This window comes from Rhodovarius crocodyli (genome assembly GCF_004005855.1).
Taxonomy (GTDB): domain Bacteria; phylum Pseudomonadota; class Alphaproteobacteria; order Acetobacterales; family Acetobacteraceae; genus Rhodovarius; species Rhodovarius crocodyli.
In genome coordinates, this window is sequence record NZ_SACL01000001.1 from 1,096,801 (window position 1) to 1,112,235 (window position 15,435).

A 15,435-nucleotide genomic window follows, 5' to 3' on the forward strand; every position below is an offset into this window, starting at 1 on the left:
GGCGCTACTTCTCGTAGTGCTCGCGGTACATTTCCAGCATCACCTCATCCAGCTTCCGGCCCGGCGTCCAGCCGGCCATGCCCTCCGGCATCTTCACGTCGGGCAGCTGGCGCGGGCATTCCTCGGCCGGGCCGATCACCTGCTTCACCGGGTACAGCGCGGTCCAGGCCGGCCAGGCATAGTCTTCCTCGTCATCGGCGATGTGCAGGTCGCGCACCTTGGCCGAGGCATCGTCGATCTTCATGCGGATGAAGGTGGTGGCCTTCACCTCCTGCACGGTGGCCGGGCGCATGGTGGCCGCGCGGCCGGGGAAGAAGCGGTCGAGGAAGGCGTCGATCAGCTTATGCTTCTCGTCCAGGTCATCCACGATATGCGCGGTGCCATAGGCCATGACGGAGCGGTAGTTGACCGAGTGGTTGAAGCCGCAGCGCGCCAGGATCACGGCGTCCAGATGCGTCACCGTCAGGCACACCGGCACCCCGCCGGACTGCGCGCGCACCATGCGGCTGGCCGAGGACCCGTGCCAGATCAGGTCGTCGCCCTCGCGCCAGAAGCTGGTGGGCGTGCAATAGGGCTGGCCGTCGATGACATAGGCGATGTGGCAGATCATCGCGGAATCCAGGATGTCGTAGACCGCCTGCTTGTCATAGGAGCCGCGCTGGGGCTTGCGCTTCACCTTGTTGCGGTTGGTGACGGGATAACTCTCGGCTTCGGACATCAGCGACGCTCCTGGCGGTCAGGCTTGGATGCTGACACTCAAGCCGCTTGATCGGTTTGCCGAAAGGTCCAATCCTGGCCCAGATGAGCATACCAATTTCACCCGATTGGTCGGAGCTGCTGGACCTGCCGCTGGACCGCGCCAGCGCGGTGCCGGTGTTCCGGCAGATCTACCTGGGGCTGCGTCGACTGATCCTCGCAGGCGCCATCCCGCCCGGCGCGCGCCTGCCGCCCAGCCGGCGGATGGCGGAGAAGCTCGGCGTCTCCCGCACCTCGGTCGTCGGCGTCTATGAACAGCTGCTGGCCGAGGGCTACGTCACCGGCCGCGTGGGCGCCGGCACCTTCGTGGCCGAGGGCCTGCGCGAACCGCCCGAGCCCGCGCCCAGCCCCCAGCCGCCGCGACACCCGCTGCCGGCCCCTGCCCTTCGGCTCGCGGCCCTGCTGCCGGACCTGACGCAGTTCGGCCCCGCCCCCTTCAACACCGGCCGCTGCGGCATGGACGCCCGCAGCCTGGAGACCTGGCGCGTGCTGACCGCCCGCCACATGCGCCGCCCCGACCCCGCGCTGCTGGGCTACACGGACCCCCGCGGCAACCCGCGCCTGAGAGAGGCGGTGGCGCGCTACCTGCGCACCTCCCGCGCCGTGCATTGCGAACCGGAGCAGATCCTCATCCTCTCCGGCACGCAGCAGGGCATGGACCTGGTGATGAAGGTGCTGCTGGAACCCGGCGACGCCGCCTGGGTGGAGGACCCCTGTTACCCCGCCCTGCTGGGCGCCCTGCGCGCCGCGGGCGCCCGGGTGGTGCCCGTGCCCGTCGATGGCGCCGGGCTGGATGTGGGCCAGGGCATCGCCGCCGCGCCCGACGCACGGCTCGCCTATGTCACCCCCTCCCACCAGGCGCCCATGGGTGTCGTGCTCTCCATGGCGCGCAGGCTGGAACTGCTGGCCTGGGCGCGGGAGACCGGCGCCTGGATCATCGAGGACGACTACGACAGCGAGTTCCGCTACGCCGGCCGCCCGCTGGCTTCCTTGCAGGGCATCGACCGGGAGGAAGGCCGCGTCATCTACCTCGGCAGCTTCAGCAAGGTGCTGTTTCCGGGCCTGCGCCTGGGCTACGCCGTGGTGCCCAAGCCCCTGCTGCCGGCCTTCACCGCCGCGCGCTACCTGGCCGATCGCCAGCCGCCCGGGTTGATGGAGGCCGTGGTGGCCGACTTCCTGGAGGAAGGCCATTTCAGCGCCCATCTGCGCCGCATGCGTGCCGAATACCGCAGCGCGCGCGACGTGCTGGCGGAGGCGCTGTCGGCGCGGCTGGGCAACCGGCTCGGCATCGAGGTGCCGGACCAGGGCATGCAGATCATGGCGCGCCTGCCGGCGGGTGAGAGCGACGCGGCGCTGGCCGCGCGGGGTGCGGCGGCGGGGCTGATCCTGCGGCCCGCCAGCACCTATTTCCTGGCCGCGCCGCCCGTGCAGGCGCTGATGCTGGGCTTCACCGGCCACAGCGCCCAGGCGCTGCGCAACGGCGTGGAAGCCCTACGCGCGATTCTTTAGTTCCTTCTGCAGCTTGCGCAGCAGCATGTTGCGCTTCAGCGCGCTCAGGTAATCCACGAACAGCACACCGTTCAGGTGGTCGATCTCATGCTGCAGGCAGGCGGCCAGCAGACCGTCGCCCTCGATCTCCTTCTTCGCGCCCTCCAGGTCCTGATAGCGCACCTTCACCGCGGCCGGGCGCGTCACCTCGGCATACTGGTTGGGCAGCGACAGGCAGCCTTCCTCGCGCGTCGCCAGTTCCTTGCTGGCACCGATGATCTCGGGGTTCACCAGCACGATCGGGCGCGGCTCCTCCTCCTTGCCACTCACGTCGATCACGACGAGGCGGAGGGATTCACCCACCTGCGGTGCCGCGAGCCCGATGCCCGGCGCCTCATACATCGTGGCCAGCATGCGCGGGGCCAGGTCGCGCACGCGGTCGGCGTCCGCGGGGCCGACAGCGCGGGCCTTCGCGCGCAGCACGGGCGCTGGGACATACAGGATGGGCAGGGTTTCGGTCATCTGGGGGCCTTAGCGCCACGCGGCGCCGCTTGCAACGCGCCGCTGGGCTCGCCATTTTGTGCGGGCGGGTGCCGCCGTAAAGGGGTGCCCGTAGCTCCGCCATCCTCCGGGGGGATCACTTGTCGCGCACATCCGTTTTCGGCTCGCCGCTCTTCCTCGGTTTCGATCATCTGGAACAGATGCTGGACCGAGTACAGAAGAACGCCGAGGGCTATCCGCCCTACAACATCGAGCAGATCGGCGAGGCGCGTCTGCGCATCTCGCTGGCCGTCGCAGGCTTCTCGATGGACGACCTGCAGATCACGCAGGAGGACAACCAGCTGGTCATCCGCGGCCGCCAGCGTGACGACGCGGAGGGCCGGATCTTCATCCATCGCGGCATCGCCGCGCGCCAGTTCCAGCGCGCCTTCGTGATTGCCGAGGGGATCGAGATCGAGGGTGCCTGGCTGGACAACGGCCTGCTGCACATCGACCTGAAGCGGCCGATGCCTGAGGTTCGCGTCCGTTCCATCCCCATCGCGACGCGAGGCAGTTCAGCCCCGCTGCGCACGGTGGTTCCGGGCCGCGCTATCCGCGAGGATTGAACGCCGCCATGGTCTGCGGCGGGTTAGGGCCGTTTGGGTCCGTCCCTCCGTGGATCCAGTCCATGGTCTGCTTCTCAGCCTGGGCCATGGTGTCGCGCACTTCCTGAAGAAGTTCCGCGCCACGGATGGTCCGCTGCACATGCACGCTGCGCCGGTCCATCGGGTCCAGCTTGCGGCGGGCGATATCCAGCTCCCCCAGACGGTCCAGCGCGCGGGTGATCGCGGGCTTGGACACATTCAGCCATTGGGCCAGGCCGCGCACCGTGTGCGGGCCATCAGACAGGTAGACAGTCAGAAAAACGGCCATCTGTCGGGCGGAAAGATCGGGTCCATCCCGCCGCACCAATGACGTCATGGTGTCACGCAGAATACCAACCAGACGATCAGGATACTCTGCACTTGCCATTACCTGTCCCTTTACAAGCCAAGATCGAACAATGAACGGCTCGAACCAAATAGGTCAGGTAATAACCTGCTAGGTGTCCATCCGTTACCCGGGTGCAACGCTTGTTGAGCGATACCCTCGGGTAATATGGAGGACTTTGTAGAGCCGCCATACCCGAAACGGTCCAGCGGCGGCCCTAGTTTCACGCATTTTCTGAAAAAATCGTCATCTACTTAATTAGGAATGTAAAAATTCCTCTGTATTCCAGCAAATACAGCGCGTAAGCCGGTCGCCTCGCCCCCTTCGGGGCGGCCCGGCCGCGTCGAATCATTCCACGCATACAGGTCCAGATGCGCCCAGGGCACGCCATCGGGCACGAAGCGACGCAGGAACAGCGCGGCCACGATCGCCCCCGCCATCGGCTTGGTCGACACGTTGTTCAGCTCCGCCACGGAACTGTCGAGCCACGGGTCATAGCCATCGAACAGCGGAAGCCGCCACAGCGGGTCCGCCGCCGCCTCGCCGCCCGCCAGCAGCGCCTGGGCCAGCTTGTCGTCATTGGCGAACAGCGCCGGCAGATCCGGCCCCAGCGCCACACGCGCCGCACCCGTCAGCGTCGAGGCATCCAGGATCGCGGCGGGCTTGTGCTCCCCGGCATAGGTCAGCAGGTCGGCCAGCACCAGGCGGCCCTCGGCGTCGGTATTGCCGATCTCCACCGACAGCCCCTTGCGGGTGCCGATCACGTCGCCGGGGCGGAAAGCCTCGCCGGAGACCGAGTTCTCCACCGCGCCCACCAGCAGCAGGATGCGCCAAGGGGATTTCGTGGCCATCAGCAGTTCGGCCAGCGCGATCATCACCGCAGCACCGCCCATGTCCTTCTTCATGCGCAGCATCGCGGAGGGCGGCTTCAGGTCCAGCCCGCCCGTGTCGAAGCACACGCCCTTGCCGCACAGCGCCAGCAGCGGCGCCTGGGCCGGCCCCCATTCCAGCACCGCCACGCGCGGCGCACGGGGCGACCCTTTCCCCACCGCCTGCACCGCCGGGAAGCCCTGGGCCAGCGCCTCGCCCTCGATCACGCGGAACTGCGCGCCATGCGCGGCGGCCAGCTCACCCACCGCCGCCGTCAGCTCGGCCGGTCCCAGCAGGTTGGCGGGGGTGTTGATCAGGTCTCGCGCGCGGGCGATGGCGGCGGCCACCAGCGGCGCGTCGCCCGCGCCCGCCCCCAGCAGCAGCCTGGCCGGGGCGCGCTTGGCCGCCTTGAAGCGGGTGAAGCGATAGGACCCCATTCCCCAGCCCAGCGTCGCCAGCGGCGCCAGGGCCTCATCCACCAGGCGCCATTCGGTGCCCTCCGGCAGGCTCATCGGCAGGCCGCCGAAGCTCTCGGCCGTGGCCGGCTTGTCGCCCAGCCCCAGCACGGCGCCCGCAATGCCGTCACCGCCCGGCAGCAGCACCAGCCGGCCGGCCTGCGCCTTGAAGCCCGATCCGGCCAGGAAGCCCGCGAACTCACCCGGCAGCTGGTCCAGCGTGGCCGGGGTGGCGGTGTAGAGCGGAAGCGCGGCAGGCGCCTCGGTGATGAATGCGTCCATCCGCAAGGCGTAACGCGGAATGGGGCGTGGGAGAAGTCTCAAGGGTGACGTTCTTTTTTGTAAAAAAGAACCAAAAAACTTTTATAAATTTAGTACATATTGAATAAGGCGCTGCCTTCACCAATGAAGGTCGCCAAAATCGAAAAGTATTTTTGCTTCTTTTTCTTCAGAAAAAGAAGAACACTTCACCCCGCCACAGCCGGATGCACCGGCCGCGCCAGCCCGATCTGCTCCCGCAGCGTGCCTTCCGGCGCCTCCGTGCGGAACAGCCCGCGCCGCTGCAGTTCTGGCACCACCTGCTTCACGAAGCAGCCCAGCCCTTCCTCCAGCAGCGGAAAGGTCAGCATGAACCCGTCGCAGGCGTCGCCCTTGAACCATTCCTCCAGGATATCCGCGATGCGCTGCGGGTTGCCGCGGATGGTGCTGCGCCCGCGCTCGTAGCGCATGTACATCTGGCGCAGGGTCAGCTTCTCCACGCGGATCATGTGCACGATCGCGTCGAAGAACTTCTTGTGCAGGTTGGCCGAGGACGGGATCAGCTCCTCCGGCACCGGCTCATCCAGCGGCACGCCGGACAAATCCGCCTCCAGATCCATCCCCAGCCGCATCCGGCCCACCATGGGCTGGATCAGCGCCTGAAGGGTCTGGAACTGGTCCTCCGCCTCCTGCTCGGTCTCGGCCACGATGGTGGGCATGCCGGCCAGCAGGCGCATGTCCGCGGTGCTGCGGCCGAATTTCGGCAGGCGGGCCTTCAACTGGTCGTAGAAGGCGCGGCTTTCGGCGGCGGTGCTGTTGGCGCCGAACACCAGCTCCGCGAAGCGCGCCGCGAAATCCATGCCGGTCTCGGAGGCACCCGCCTGGATGATGACGGGCCGGCCCTGCGGCGTGCGTTGCAGGTTCAGCGCGCCATGCAGCCGGTAATGCTTGCCCTGGTGGTCCACCGCGTGCTGCTTGGCGGGGTCGAAGGTCAGCCCGCTCTCGCGGTCGAAGCCGAAGGCGTCGTCCTCCCAGCTGTCCCACAGCTTCAGCATCAGCTCGGTGAACTCGATGGCCTGCTCATAGCGTTCGCCGTGCGGCGCCAGCTTGTCCTGGCCGAAGTTCCGCGCGGCATAGTCATTGGCGCTGGTCACGATGTTCCAGGCGGCGCGGCCGTGGCTCATGTGGTCCAGCGAGGCGAACAGCCGGGCCAGGTTGTAGGGCTCATAGAAGCTGGTGCTGGCGGTGCCGCCCAGGCCGATGCGGCTGGTGACCGTGCTCAGTGCCGAGAGCAGCGTGATCGGCTCCAGCTGGTTCATGAAGATCGGCATGCGCGAATAGGCTTCGAGGTTGTTCGTCCGCGCCGCCGGCGTGTCCGCCACGAAATACAGATGGAACAGGCCCGCCTCGGCCAGCTGGGCCACGCGCATGTGGTTGCGGATGTCGATGCCGGCATTGGCCTGGGTGGCCGGATGCAGCCAGGAGGCCACATGGGAGCCGGCACCGCTGGCCATCACGGCCAGGATCATCTGCTTGTTCATGCCGCGATTGTGCGGCGCGGATGCCTCCGGCGGAAGGGGTTACCCGGCCAGCATCGCGGGCAGCGCCCGCAGCAGCGTGAAGTGGTCCGCCCCCGCTTCCTCATGCACGCGCGCATCGTTCCCGGCGGCCGTCCAGGCCTCGGCCATCGCGCGGTTCTGCCGCAGAAAGGCCGGCGTCTCCGCCGCCCCCACCCCGAACAGCGCCGGCGGCAGCCCGGGCCGCACCCGATGCAGCGGGGAATGCGCGCGCGCCGTTTCCTCGGTCAGCCGCAGATTGTCGTTCAGCGGAATGCCCACCAGCGGCACCATGTCATAGATGCCGGAGAACGCCGCGACCGACGCCACGCCCTCCACCCCCGCGATCGCCAACTCCGTCACGATATGCCCGCCCGCCGAATGCCCGGCGGCCACCAGCCTGTCCCGCCCGCCCCAGCGCAGCACGGCCGGGATGGCCGCGCGGGTGGCGGCCAGCAGCTCCGGCATCGCCACATCGGGGCACAGCGGATAATTCACCAGCGCCACGTCATAGCCCGCCGCCAGCAGCCCGGGCACGATGAAGCGGAACTGCGCCTTGTCGCGGGACTGCCAGTAGCCGGCATGGAACCAGGCCAGCAGGGCGCGGCTTCCTGGCGCGCGGAAGCCGTCGAACACCATGCGGGGATGCGCGCCGTAGGCGATGTCGAACTGCCCCTGCACCGCGGCGGATTCCGCCGCGAATGCCTGGAACAGCGCCGGAAAGCCGGGGCGCATCTGCCCCTCCATGTACTGCCAGCGCGCGTCTTCCATGCCGGGGTTCAGCCCAGGGTCTTGCCGATGAACGCCTCGAAGGCGCGCATGAAGGTGGCCAGGAACTGCCTGGTGCCGTCCACGCTCACCTCGCCCTCATCGTTGATCAGCCCTTCCTTGAACTGCAGATAGGCTTCGGGCTGCTGCATCATGGGCGCGGCGCAGAAGGTCAGCACGGCGCGCAGGTCGCGCTGCGACAGGGCCGTGCCGATGGCACCGGGCGACGTGCCGATCACCGCCGTCGGCTTGCCGGTGAAGCCGTTCTGGCCATAGGGGCGCGTGCCCCAGTCCAGCGCGTTCTTCAGCCCGCCGGGGATGGAGCGGTTGTATTCCGGGGTGACGAACAGCAGCGCGTCGCAGGCCGACAGCGCCGCCTTGAAGGTCTTGGCCACGGGCGGGAAATCCGCGTCGTAATCCTGACTGTACAGCGGAAGATCGCGGATCGGGATCTCGGTCAGCGCCAGGCTGGGCGGCGCCAGCTTCACCAGTGCCTTGGCCAGCTTGCGGTTGATGGAAGCCGTCGCCAGGCTGCCGACGAGAAATCCAACCTTGTACTGCGCCATGCCCTTATCTCCTCTGAAGGCCCGAGGAGCCTAACACATGGCGCAGTCGCCGGGTTTGCGCCGCGTCACATCTTCTTCCAGGTCAGCACCAGCACGTCGCGGCAGGAGGCACGGGCCGCATCCGCTGGCTTCACCGGAGAGACGCCGTGCATCACCCGCGCGTCGTCCACGAAGGCGGTGTCCAGCAGCCCGTCGAGGGTGAAGCGCGCCAGCTCCTGCCCGTCATCGTCGGTGATGACCGTCTCGCCGCCCGCCAGGTTGGTGCGGGCGATCATGGCGATCATGACGAAATCCACGCCGTCATGATGCACGCCCTCGGGCGTCGGATAGCCGGGGAAGCCGGCGGCGGCCTCGATGCGGAACTGGTGCATCTCGATGAACCAGGACGTATCGGGGCGCAGCTCATCGGCCACGCCGGTGCCCAGGCGCAGCAGGGCCTCCAGCGCGGGGCCGTGGGCCACGCCGTCCTCGACGGGGGCGAACCAGCGGTCCACGCCGCCGTTCAGCGTGTTGTGCACCGTCGCCTGGAAATGCGGGCGATGCAGGTTGCGCAGCGCGGGCCGGCCCGGCAGCGCGTTGAAGCTGGTGTGGCGGCGGCGGCGATAACGCCCGCCATCGGCCATGAAGCGATCCACCTCCAGCCGGTTCCAGCTCTCGGCGAATTCCGCCAGGGCCGCCGGCGGCACCGGCAGGCTGGCGGCCATCTCGGCCGGGCGCAGGCGGGCAAAGCCCTGGCCCTTCAGAACCGTCACGATGTCGGGCTGCTGGAAGTCCTCGGCAGCGGCCATGTCACGCACCCTCCCCGATCGGCGGCACGGTGGTGGTGCTGCCAGCCAGCACTTCAGCCACATGCCGCACGCGAACCTGGTTGTGGCCTTCGCGCTTCAGGCGCCCGGCCATGTTCAACAGGCAGCCCATATCCCCGGCCAGCAGCGTGTCGGCGCCGGTGGCGGTGATGTCCGCCACCTTGTCCGCCACCATGCGGGTGCTGATCTCCGGGTACTTCACGCAGAAGGTGCCGCCGAAGCCGCAGCACAGTTCCGTGTTGGGCAGTTCCTTGACCTGCAGCCCCTCGATGCCGGAGAGCAGGGCGCGCGGTTGTTCCCGCACCCCCAGCTCCCTCAGGCCGGAGCAGCTGTCGTGATAGGCCGCGACCCCGGCATACTGGCCGGCGACGCGCTTCACCCCCCGCACATCGTGCAGGAAGGCCGTCAATTCATGCGTGCGTTCGGCCAGTTCCAGGGCGCGGCGATGCCACTCCGGGTCCTCATGCGCGAACAGGGCGGGGTAGTGGTGGCTGATCATGCCGGCGCAGCTGCCGCTGGGCGCCACCACGTAATCGAAACCCGACAGGGCGCCGATGGTGCGGCGCGCGATGTCCTGCGCGGTGCGCCTGTCGCCGCTGTTATAGGCGGGCTGGCCGCAGCAGGTCTGGCCCGGGGGCACATCCACCTCGCAACCGGCATCCTCCAGCAGCTTGATGGCGGCGAAGCCAACGCTGGGGCGGTGCAGATCGACGAGGCATGTCACGAACAGCGCGACGCGGGGCTTGGCCATGAGAGGCAGCATAGGGCGCTGTGAGAGCAAGGGAAATGCCAAGGTGATGCTTGGCGTGCGGCCCGGTATTGAACCGGGCGCGGGGCGTTAATGTTGGGCGCCTTGCCGTCGGGGGACGGGTGCGGCGCCCTGTTGGCCAGTCGGCCCGGCCTCAGCCGGCGACGATCTTCCAGCCCACATGCAGCAGCACGCCGCCGAGGGCGACGACGCAGCCCATCAGCACGACGCGCAGGCCAAAGAGGGCGACATTGCCGACCATGCTGGGCTGCTCGGGCTCAGCAACCATGGTGGAACGGGGGGGGGACATACGGGCACCGCTCACGCTACTAAACCTCCTGTTTGCGGCGGCTGCCCCTGTGGCTCACCGGCGCTGCAGGGCTGAAAAAGCATGCAGCCCCTCGCGACTGCAACCGAATAATTGGGTGATTTGTCTCAAAAAGTGAGAAATAGTCTAATATAGAGCTTATCTCGCGTGTTTGTGATTGGTGTCCCGAAAGCTGGGCCAAAACGGGTTGCAACCCTGTCATCCCGATACAACCAGACTGCGAGATCGGGCCCGGAACCTGCCTCAACCGGACCCCAGCCGTGCCGAAATCAGGGGTCCGTGCCGAACTCGAAACGAAATTCCATGCCGGCTGGGGCCTCAGTCGATGCTCAACCCCAGCCTCGCCACAACCTCCCGTTCATAGGCGGTGCGTTCGCGGGCGAATTCCCAATAGGCACGAGGGTCCAGATACTCGTCCGGCATGTCCCATTGCCGCATGATCCGCTGGCTCACCTCATCCTGCAGCGCCTTGCGGAAGGCACGGTGCAGGAAGTCCACCACCTCAGGTTCCATGCCCTTGGGCCCCGCGATGCCATAGGGGCTGGTGACGGCCATGTTGTAGCCCAGGTCCTTCAGCGTCGGCACGTTCGGCAGGTCGGGCAGGCGCGTGGGCGTCCAGACGCTGAGCGCGCGGAACTGCCCCGCCAGCACCTGTTCCCGCCAGGTCTGGGCATCGCTGATGGCGCTGATCTGCCGGCCGAGCAGCGCCGTCACCCCTTCCTGGCTGCCGCGGAAGGGCACATGCGTCATGCTAGCGCGTTCCCGCGTCAGCAGATCCTCCATCGCGATGTGGTTGGTCGTGGCGATGCCGGAGGTCGAGTAGGTCAGCTCCCCCGGCTTCTGCCGCGCGGCCTCCATCAGATCCGCCCATGTGCGCCAGGGTGAATCGCTGCGCACCACCGTGCCGAACACGAAGCCCGTGATCTGCATGATGTAGGTGAAGTCCGTCACCGGGTCCCAGGTGGGCTGCCGCGTCAGGAAGGGGTGGCGGATGATGGACAGGTGGTGGTGCGCCAGCGTGTAGCCGTCGGGCCGCGCCTGCTGCACCAGCTGGATGGCGGCCCGCGTGCCGCGCGCGCCGGGCACGTTCTCGATCACCACGGATTGCCCGTGGTCCTGCTGGAACACCTCGAACATGCGCCGGTGCAGCGCATCCAGGCTGCCGCCCGGCGGCCAAGGGATCAGGAAACGGATCGGCCGGTTGGGGAAACGCGCCTGGCCGAAAGCCGGGGTGGCCAGGGTGAGCGCGCCCAATGTGGAACGACGGGTGATACGCATCGTGAATCTCCCTCCGGGCCCTCTGCCGGGGCCCTTGTGTTGGGTGACGCGAGGGGCAGGGGCTTCGCCCCCGCACCCCCACCGAGGGGCGCTGCCCCTCGGCTCCCCGCCAGGAGATAATATCTCCTGGACCTGATATGAGTTTGGCGCATTTCCTGGAAGGTAGGACGCCAATTATATTATAATAAACAATACGTTGTCAGGATTTGGCGCCAACTCCCCGGGGTCCAGGGCCGTTACGGTCCTGGCGGGGAGCTTGAGGGGCGGAGCCCCTCAATGGGGCCTGGGGCAAAGCCCCGGCCTTACTCCATCCTGATCCCCAGCCGGTTGATGATCGCCCGTTCCTGGTCCACCCGCGCCCGGATGAAGTCCGTGTATTGCTCGGTGCTGAGATAGACGAGCGGCATGTCGAACTGTTCGCGCACGCGGGTGTTCTCGGCGCCCATCAGCGCGTCCTTGAACACGTCGTGCAGCACCCGCACCACGCCGCTGTCCATGCGCGGCGGCCCGCTGATGCCGTAGTTGCTGGTGACGACCATGTCGTGCCCCAGCTCCTTCAGCGTGGGCACGGTGGGGAAGCGCGGCGCGCGCTCCGCGCTCCAGACGCTCAGCAGCCGCATCTGCCCCGCATCCACCTGCGGCGCCCAGGCCGAGCTGTCGGCCACCATGTCCACCTGCCCGCCGAGGGCCGCCGTCACGCCCTCATTGCTGCCGCGGAAGGGCACATGCAGCAGCTCGATGCCCTCGCGCTCCGCGATCTGTTCCATCGCCAGGTGGTTCGTGGTCGCGATGCCGGAGGTGGAATACGTCACCTTGCCCGGATTGGCCTTGGCATAGGCCACCATCGCGCGGAAATCCGCGAAGCGCGAATTGGCCGGCACCGCCATCCCGAACAACCAGCCGGTCAGTCCGATGATGTGCGTGAAATCGGTGGTGGCATCCCATTGCGGCCGGCTGACCAGCAGCGGGCGGCGCACCACCGACAGATGCATCTGCCCCAGCGTATAGCCGTCCGGCCGGGCCTCGCGCGCCAGATAGGTCGCGTGCAGCGTGCCGCCGGCGCCTGAGCGGTTCTCGACCAGCATGGGCTGGCCCAGCACGCGCGTCGACAGGTCGGACAGGCTGCGCAGCTGCGCATCGGCGCTGCCGCCCGGCGGCCAGGGCACGATCAGGCGGATCGGGCGGTCGGGGCGCCATGCGCCCTGGGCGAAGGCGGGGGCGCACAGGCCTCCCGCCAAAGGCAGCGCGATCGCTGCCCGGCGGCTCATGCTCGGCATCGTTATCCTCCTGCGGGCCTTGGCGCCCGCTGTTGCATGCATCAGGCCATGTCCGGGCATGCTTTGCCAAGCAAAAGTGCCTCATGCGGCCCATGCGCATCTGCCCGCTGCAATGCACGCGCGGTTTTGCGCCCCGCGCCCGCCGCCGCGCCTTGCGCGTTCGGTCCGGTTTCGCCACTTTCCGCCCAACATCACGTAAGGGTTGCCTCCATGTCCGAAAGCTTCGACCTCATCGTCATCGGCGCCGGTCCCGGCGGTTATGTCTGCGCCATCCGCGCGGCACAGCTCGGCATGAAGGTCGCCTGCGTCGAGAAGCGCGACACCCTGGGCGGCACCTGCCTGAACGTGGGCTGCATCCCCTCGAAGGCGCTGCTGCAATCCTCGGAGCATTACGAGGAAGCCCTGCACAAGTTCGCGGACCACGGCATCAAGGTCGAGAATGTCGGCTTCGACCTGTCCCGCATGATGGCCCGCAAGGGCGAGGTCGTGGGCGCCAACGTCAAGGGCGTCGAGTTCCTGTTCAAGAAGAACAAGGTCACCTGGCTGAAGGGCACCGGCAGCATCGTGAAGGCCGGCGTGGTCGCGGTGGACGGCACCGAATACCAGACCAAGAACATCGTCATCGCCTCCGGCAGCGAGAGCATCCCGCTGAAGGGCGTCGAGGTCGACGAGAAGCAGATCGTCACCTCCACCGGCGCGCTGGAGCTGGAGAAGGTGCCCGGCCACATGGTCGTCATCGGCGGCGGCGTGATCGGGCTGGAGCTTGGCTCCGTCTACAAGCGGCTGGGCGCCGAGGTGACGGTGGTGGAGTTCCTGGACCGCCTGGTGCCCAGCATGGACAATGAGGTGGGCAAGCAGTTCGAGCGCATCCTCGGCAAGCAGGGCATGAAGTTCAAGCTCAAGACCAAGGTCACGGGCGCCACCAAGTCCGCCGATGGCGTGGAGCTGACGCTGGAGCCCGCCGCCGGCGGCGCCGCCGAGACGCTGAAGGCCGATGTGGTGCTGCTGGCCATCGGCCGCCGCCCCTATGTCGAGGCGCTGGGCCTCGACAAGGCCGGCGTGGCCCTGGATGAGCGCGGCCGCGTGAAGACCGACGCGCATTACGCGACCAACGTGCCGGGCATCTACGCCATCGGCGACGTGATCGTCGGCGCCATGCTGGCCCATAAGGCCGAGGATGAGGGCGTGGCGGTGGCCGAGATGCTGGCCGGCCAGAAGCCCCACATCAACTACAACGCCATCCCCTCGGTGGTTTACACGTGGCCGGAAGTGGCCGCGGTGGGTGAGACCGAGGAGCAGCTGAAGGCCCGCGGCATCGCCTACAAGGTCGGCAAGTTCCCGTTCACCGCCAACGGCCGCGCGCGCGCCATGGGCGACACGGACGGCTTCGTGAAGATCCTGTCCGACAAGGCGACCGACGCGGTGCTGGGCTGCCATATCCTGGGCCCGGACGCCGGCACGCTGATCGCGGAGCTGGCGCTGGCCATGGAGTTCGGCGCCTCCGCCGAGGACGTGGCCCGCACCTGCCACGCGCACCCCTCGCTGAACGAGGCGGTGAAGGAAGCGGCCCTGGCCGTGGACGGCCGCGCGCTGCACATCTGATCCCGCGCGGGCGGCCTCGGCCCCCCAGCCTGAAAGGCGCCCGCCGGAGACGGCCGGGCGCCTTTTCTGTACCCGGCCTCAGCCGGGGTTCACGCCGTGCGCCGCCTCGGCCTGGGGGCGCGGCGCCGTGGGCTGCGCGCCCTCACGCGCGCCCAGCCGCATGCCGCCCTGGCTGCCCTGGTCGGTGTCGATGCTGACCACCACGGACATGCCCGGGCTGACCAGCCCGGCCATGGCCTGGCCCGGGTCGATCGCGATGCGCACCGGCATGCGCTGCGCCACCTTGGTGAAGTTGCCCGTTGCGTTGTCGGCGCGGATCACACTGAACTCAGACCCCGCCGCCGGCGAGAAGCGTTCCACATGCCCCGTCAGCGCCAGCCCGCCCAGCGCGTCCACCCGCAGCGTCGCGACCTGGCCCGGGCGCATGCCCGCGATCTGGGTTTCCTTGTAGTTGGCGATCACCCACACCTGGTCGGGCACCAGCGCCGTCACCTGCGTACCGGGCGAGACATATTGCCCCACCCGCGCGCCGATCTCACCCAGCCGGCCGTTGCGCGGCGCGACCACGCGGGTGTTGGCCAGGTCGATCTCGGCGAGATGCACGGCGGCCTCCGCACCCTCGACGGCCGCCTGCAGGTTTTGCCGCTGGCCCTGGGTCTCGGCCAGCGCCCGTTCGGCCACCAGATGCGAGGCGCGCGCCTGCTCCAGCGCGGCCTCCGCCTGGCGCAGCGCGACGCGGGCGTTGTCGCCGGTCGCGCGCGACTGCACCTGGCTCGCCAACAGGGGCAGGATGCGGTTGAGGTCCAGCTGCGCCTTCTCCACCCCCGCCTGGGCGTTGTGGATCTGCGCGGTGGCCACGACGATCGATGCCTCGCGTGAGGCCCGGGTCAGTTCCAGATTGGCCAGCGCCGCCTGGGCCGAGGCCAGGGTGGCGCGGGCCTGTTCCAGCCGCGCGCGATAGCTGCGGTCGTCGATCCGCGCGATCAGGTCGCCCTCATGCACCTCCGCGTAATCCTGCAGCGGGATGTCGACGATGTAGCCCGACACCTGCGGGCTGATGGTGGTGACGGCACCGCGGACATAGGCATTGTCGGTCATCTGCACGGCGCTGGTGAAGGGCGGCAGCCCCCAGGCGTGCAGCACGAACAGCGCACCGGCGATGCCGATGACAAGGGCAGGGAAGACGGTGGTGAGAAGGCGTTTCATGGT

General features: G+C 68.2%; 16 protein-coding genes. 3 read left to right on the forward strand and 13 right to left on the reverse strand.

Translation table 11 applies throughout. The features are described from left to right. Positions 1-4: 4 nt before the first annotated feature. Complete coding sequence (locus EOD42_RS05245; RefSeq protein WP_127786389.1) at positions 5-718, reverse strand: pyridoxamine 5'-phosphate oxidase family protein; 714 nt, start codon at positions 716-718, stop codon at positions 5-7. A gap of 83 nt (positions 719-801) precedes the next feature. Here EOD42_RS05245 and pdxR point away from each other — a divergent pair, with 83 nt between their 5' ends. Next, the gene (pdxR, locus tag EOD42_RS05250; RefSeq protein ID WP_240654903.1) at positions 802-2,265 is read left to right on the forward strand and encodes a MocR-like pyridoxine biosynthesis transcription factor PdxR; all 1,464 of its coding nucleotides are present in this window, start codon (positions 802-804) and stop codon (positions 2,263-2,265) included. On the opposite strand, the gene def is transcribed toward pdxR, so the two are convergent. Further along, on the reverse strand, positions 2,248-2,766 hold the full coding sequence (gene def / locus EOD42_RS05255) for a peptide deformylase (protein WP_127786390.1): 519 nt from the start codon (positions 2,764-2,766) through the stop codon (positions 2,248-2,250). The genes pdxR and def overlap by 18 nt on opposite strands. A 179-nt stretch (positions 2,767-2,945) precedes the next feature. Between def and EOD42_RS05260 the strand changes: the two genes are divergently transcribed. Then, entirely contained in the window at positions 2,946-3,350 is a 405-nt protein-coding gene (locus EOD42_RS05260; protein WP_127786391.1) for an Hsp20 family protein, read from the forward strand. Here the strand turns inward: EOD42_RS05260 and EOD42_RS05265 are convergent. From EOD42_RS05265 to EOD42_RS05305, 10 genes are all read right to left on the reverse strand, one after another. Then, positions 3,334-3,756, reverse strand: coding sequence for a MarR family transcriptional regulator (locus tag EOD42_RS05265; protein ID WP_127786392.1), 423 nt, complete (start codon positions 3,754-3,756; stop codon positions 3,334-3,336). The two genes, EOD42_RS05260 and EOD42_RS05265, sit on opposite strands and share 17 nt — an antisense overlap. A gap of 212 nt (positions 3,757-3,968) precedes the next feature. Next, positions 3,969-5,321: a leucyl aminopeptidase family protein gene (locus EOD42_RS05270; protein WP_127786393.1), complete on the reverse strand. Its 1,353-nt coding sequence runs from the start codon at positions 5,319-5,321 to the stop codon at positions 3,969-3,971. 185 nt (positions 5,322-5,506) lie between these two features. Further along, on the reverse strand, positions 5,507-6,838 hold the full coding sequence (locus tag EOD42_RS05275; protein WP_206020241.1) for an LLM class flavin-dependent oxidoreductase: 1,332 nt from the start codon (positions 6,836-6,838) through the stop codon (positions 5,507-5,509). 39 nt (positions 6,839-6,877) lie between these two features. Further along, positions 6,878-7,624 (reverse strand): alpha/beta hydrolase, encoded by a 747-nt coding sequence (locus EOD42_RS05280; RefSeq protein WP_127786394.1) that lies wholly within the window; start codon positions 7,622-7,624, stop codon positions 6,878-6,880. Between the two features lie 8 nt (positions 7,625-7,632). Then, entirely contained in the window at positions 7,633-8,187 is a 555-nt protein-coding gene (locus EOD42_RS05285; RefSeq protein ID WP_127786395.1) for an NADPH-dependent FMN reductase, read from the reverse strand. Between the two features lie 65 nt (positions 8,188-8,252). Beyond that, positions 8,253-8,975: a 2OG-Fe dioxygenase family protein gene (locus EOD42_RS05290; RefSeq protein ID WP_127786396.1), complete on the reverse strand. Its 723-nt coding sequence runs from the start codon at positions 8,973-8,975 to the stop codon at positions 8,253-8,255. Position 8,976: 1 nt separating this feature from the next. Then, positions 8,977-9,744 (reverse strand): (Fe-S)-binding protein, encoded by a 768-nt coding sequence (locus EOD42_RS05295; RefSeq protein WP_206020242.1) that lies wholly within the window; start codon positions 9,742-9,744, stop codon positions 8,977-8,979. 151 nt (positions 9,745-9,895) lie between these two features. Continuing rightward, entirely contained in the window at positions 9,896-10,066 is a 171-nt protein-coding gene (locus EOD42_RS25820; protein WP_164867793.1) for a hypothetical protein, read from the reverse strand. A gap of 321 nt (positions 10,067-10,387) precedes the next feature. Next, positions 10,388-11,347 (reverse strand): Bug family tripartite tricarboxylate transporter substrate binding protein, encoded by a 960-nt coding sequence (locus EOD42_RS05300; protein WP_127786398.1) that lies wholly within the window; start codon positions 11,345-11,347, stop codon positions 10,388-10,390. Between the two features lie 302 nt (positions 11,348-11,649). Next, positions 11,650-12,624, reverse strand: coding sequence for a tripartite tricarboxylate transporter substrate binding protein (locus tag EOD42_RS05305; protein WP_127786399.1), 975 nt, complete (start codon positions 12,622-12,624; stop codon positions 11,650-11,652). Between the two features lie 210 nt (positions 12,625-12,834). Here EOD42_RS05305 and lpdA point away from each other — a divergent pair, with 210 nt between their 5' ends. Further along, on the forward strand, positions 12,835-14,226 hold the full coding sequence (lpdA, locus tag EOD42_RS05310) for a dihydrolipoyl dehydrogenase (RefSeq protein WP_127786400.1): 1,392 nt from the start codon (positions 12,835-12,837) through the stop codon (positions 14,224-14,226). Positions 14,227-14,304: 78 nt separating this feature from the next. Here lpdA and EOD42_RS05315 read toward each other — a convergent pair whose 3' ends face one another. Beyond that, positions 14,305-15,432, reverse strand: coding sequence for an HlyD family secretion protein (locus EOD42_RS05315; RefSeq protein WP_127786401.1), 1,128 nt, complete (start codon positions 15,430-15,432; stop codon positions 14,305-14,307). Positions 15,433-15,435: the final 3 nt, after the last annotated feature.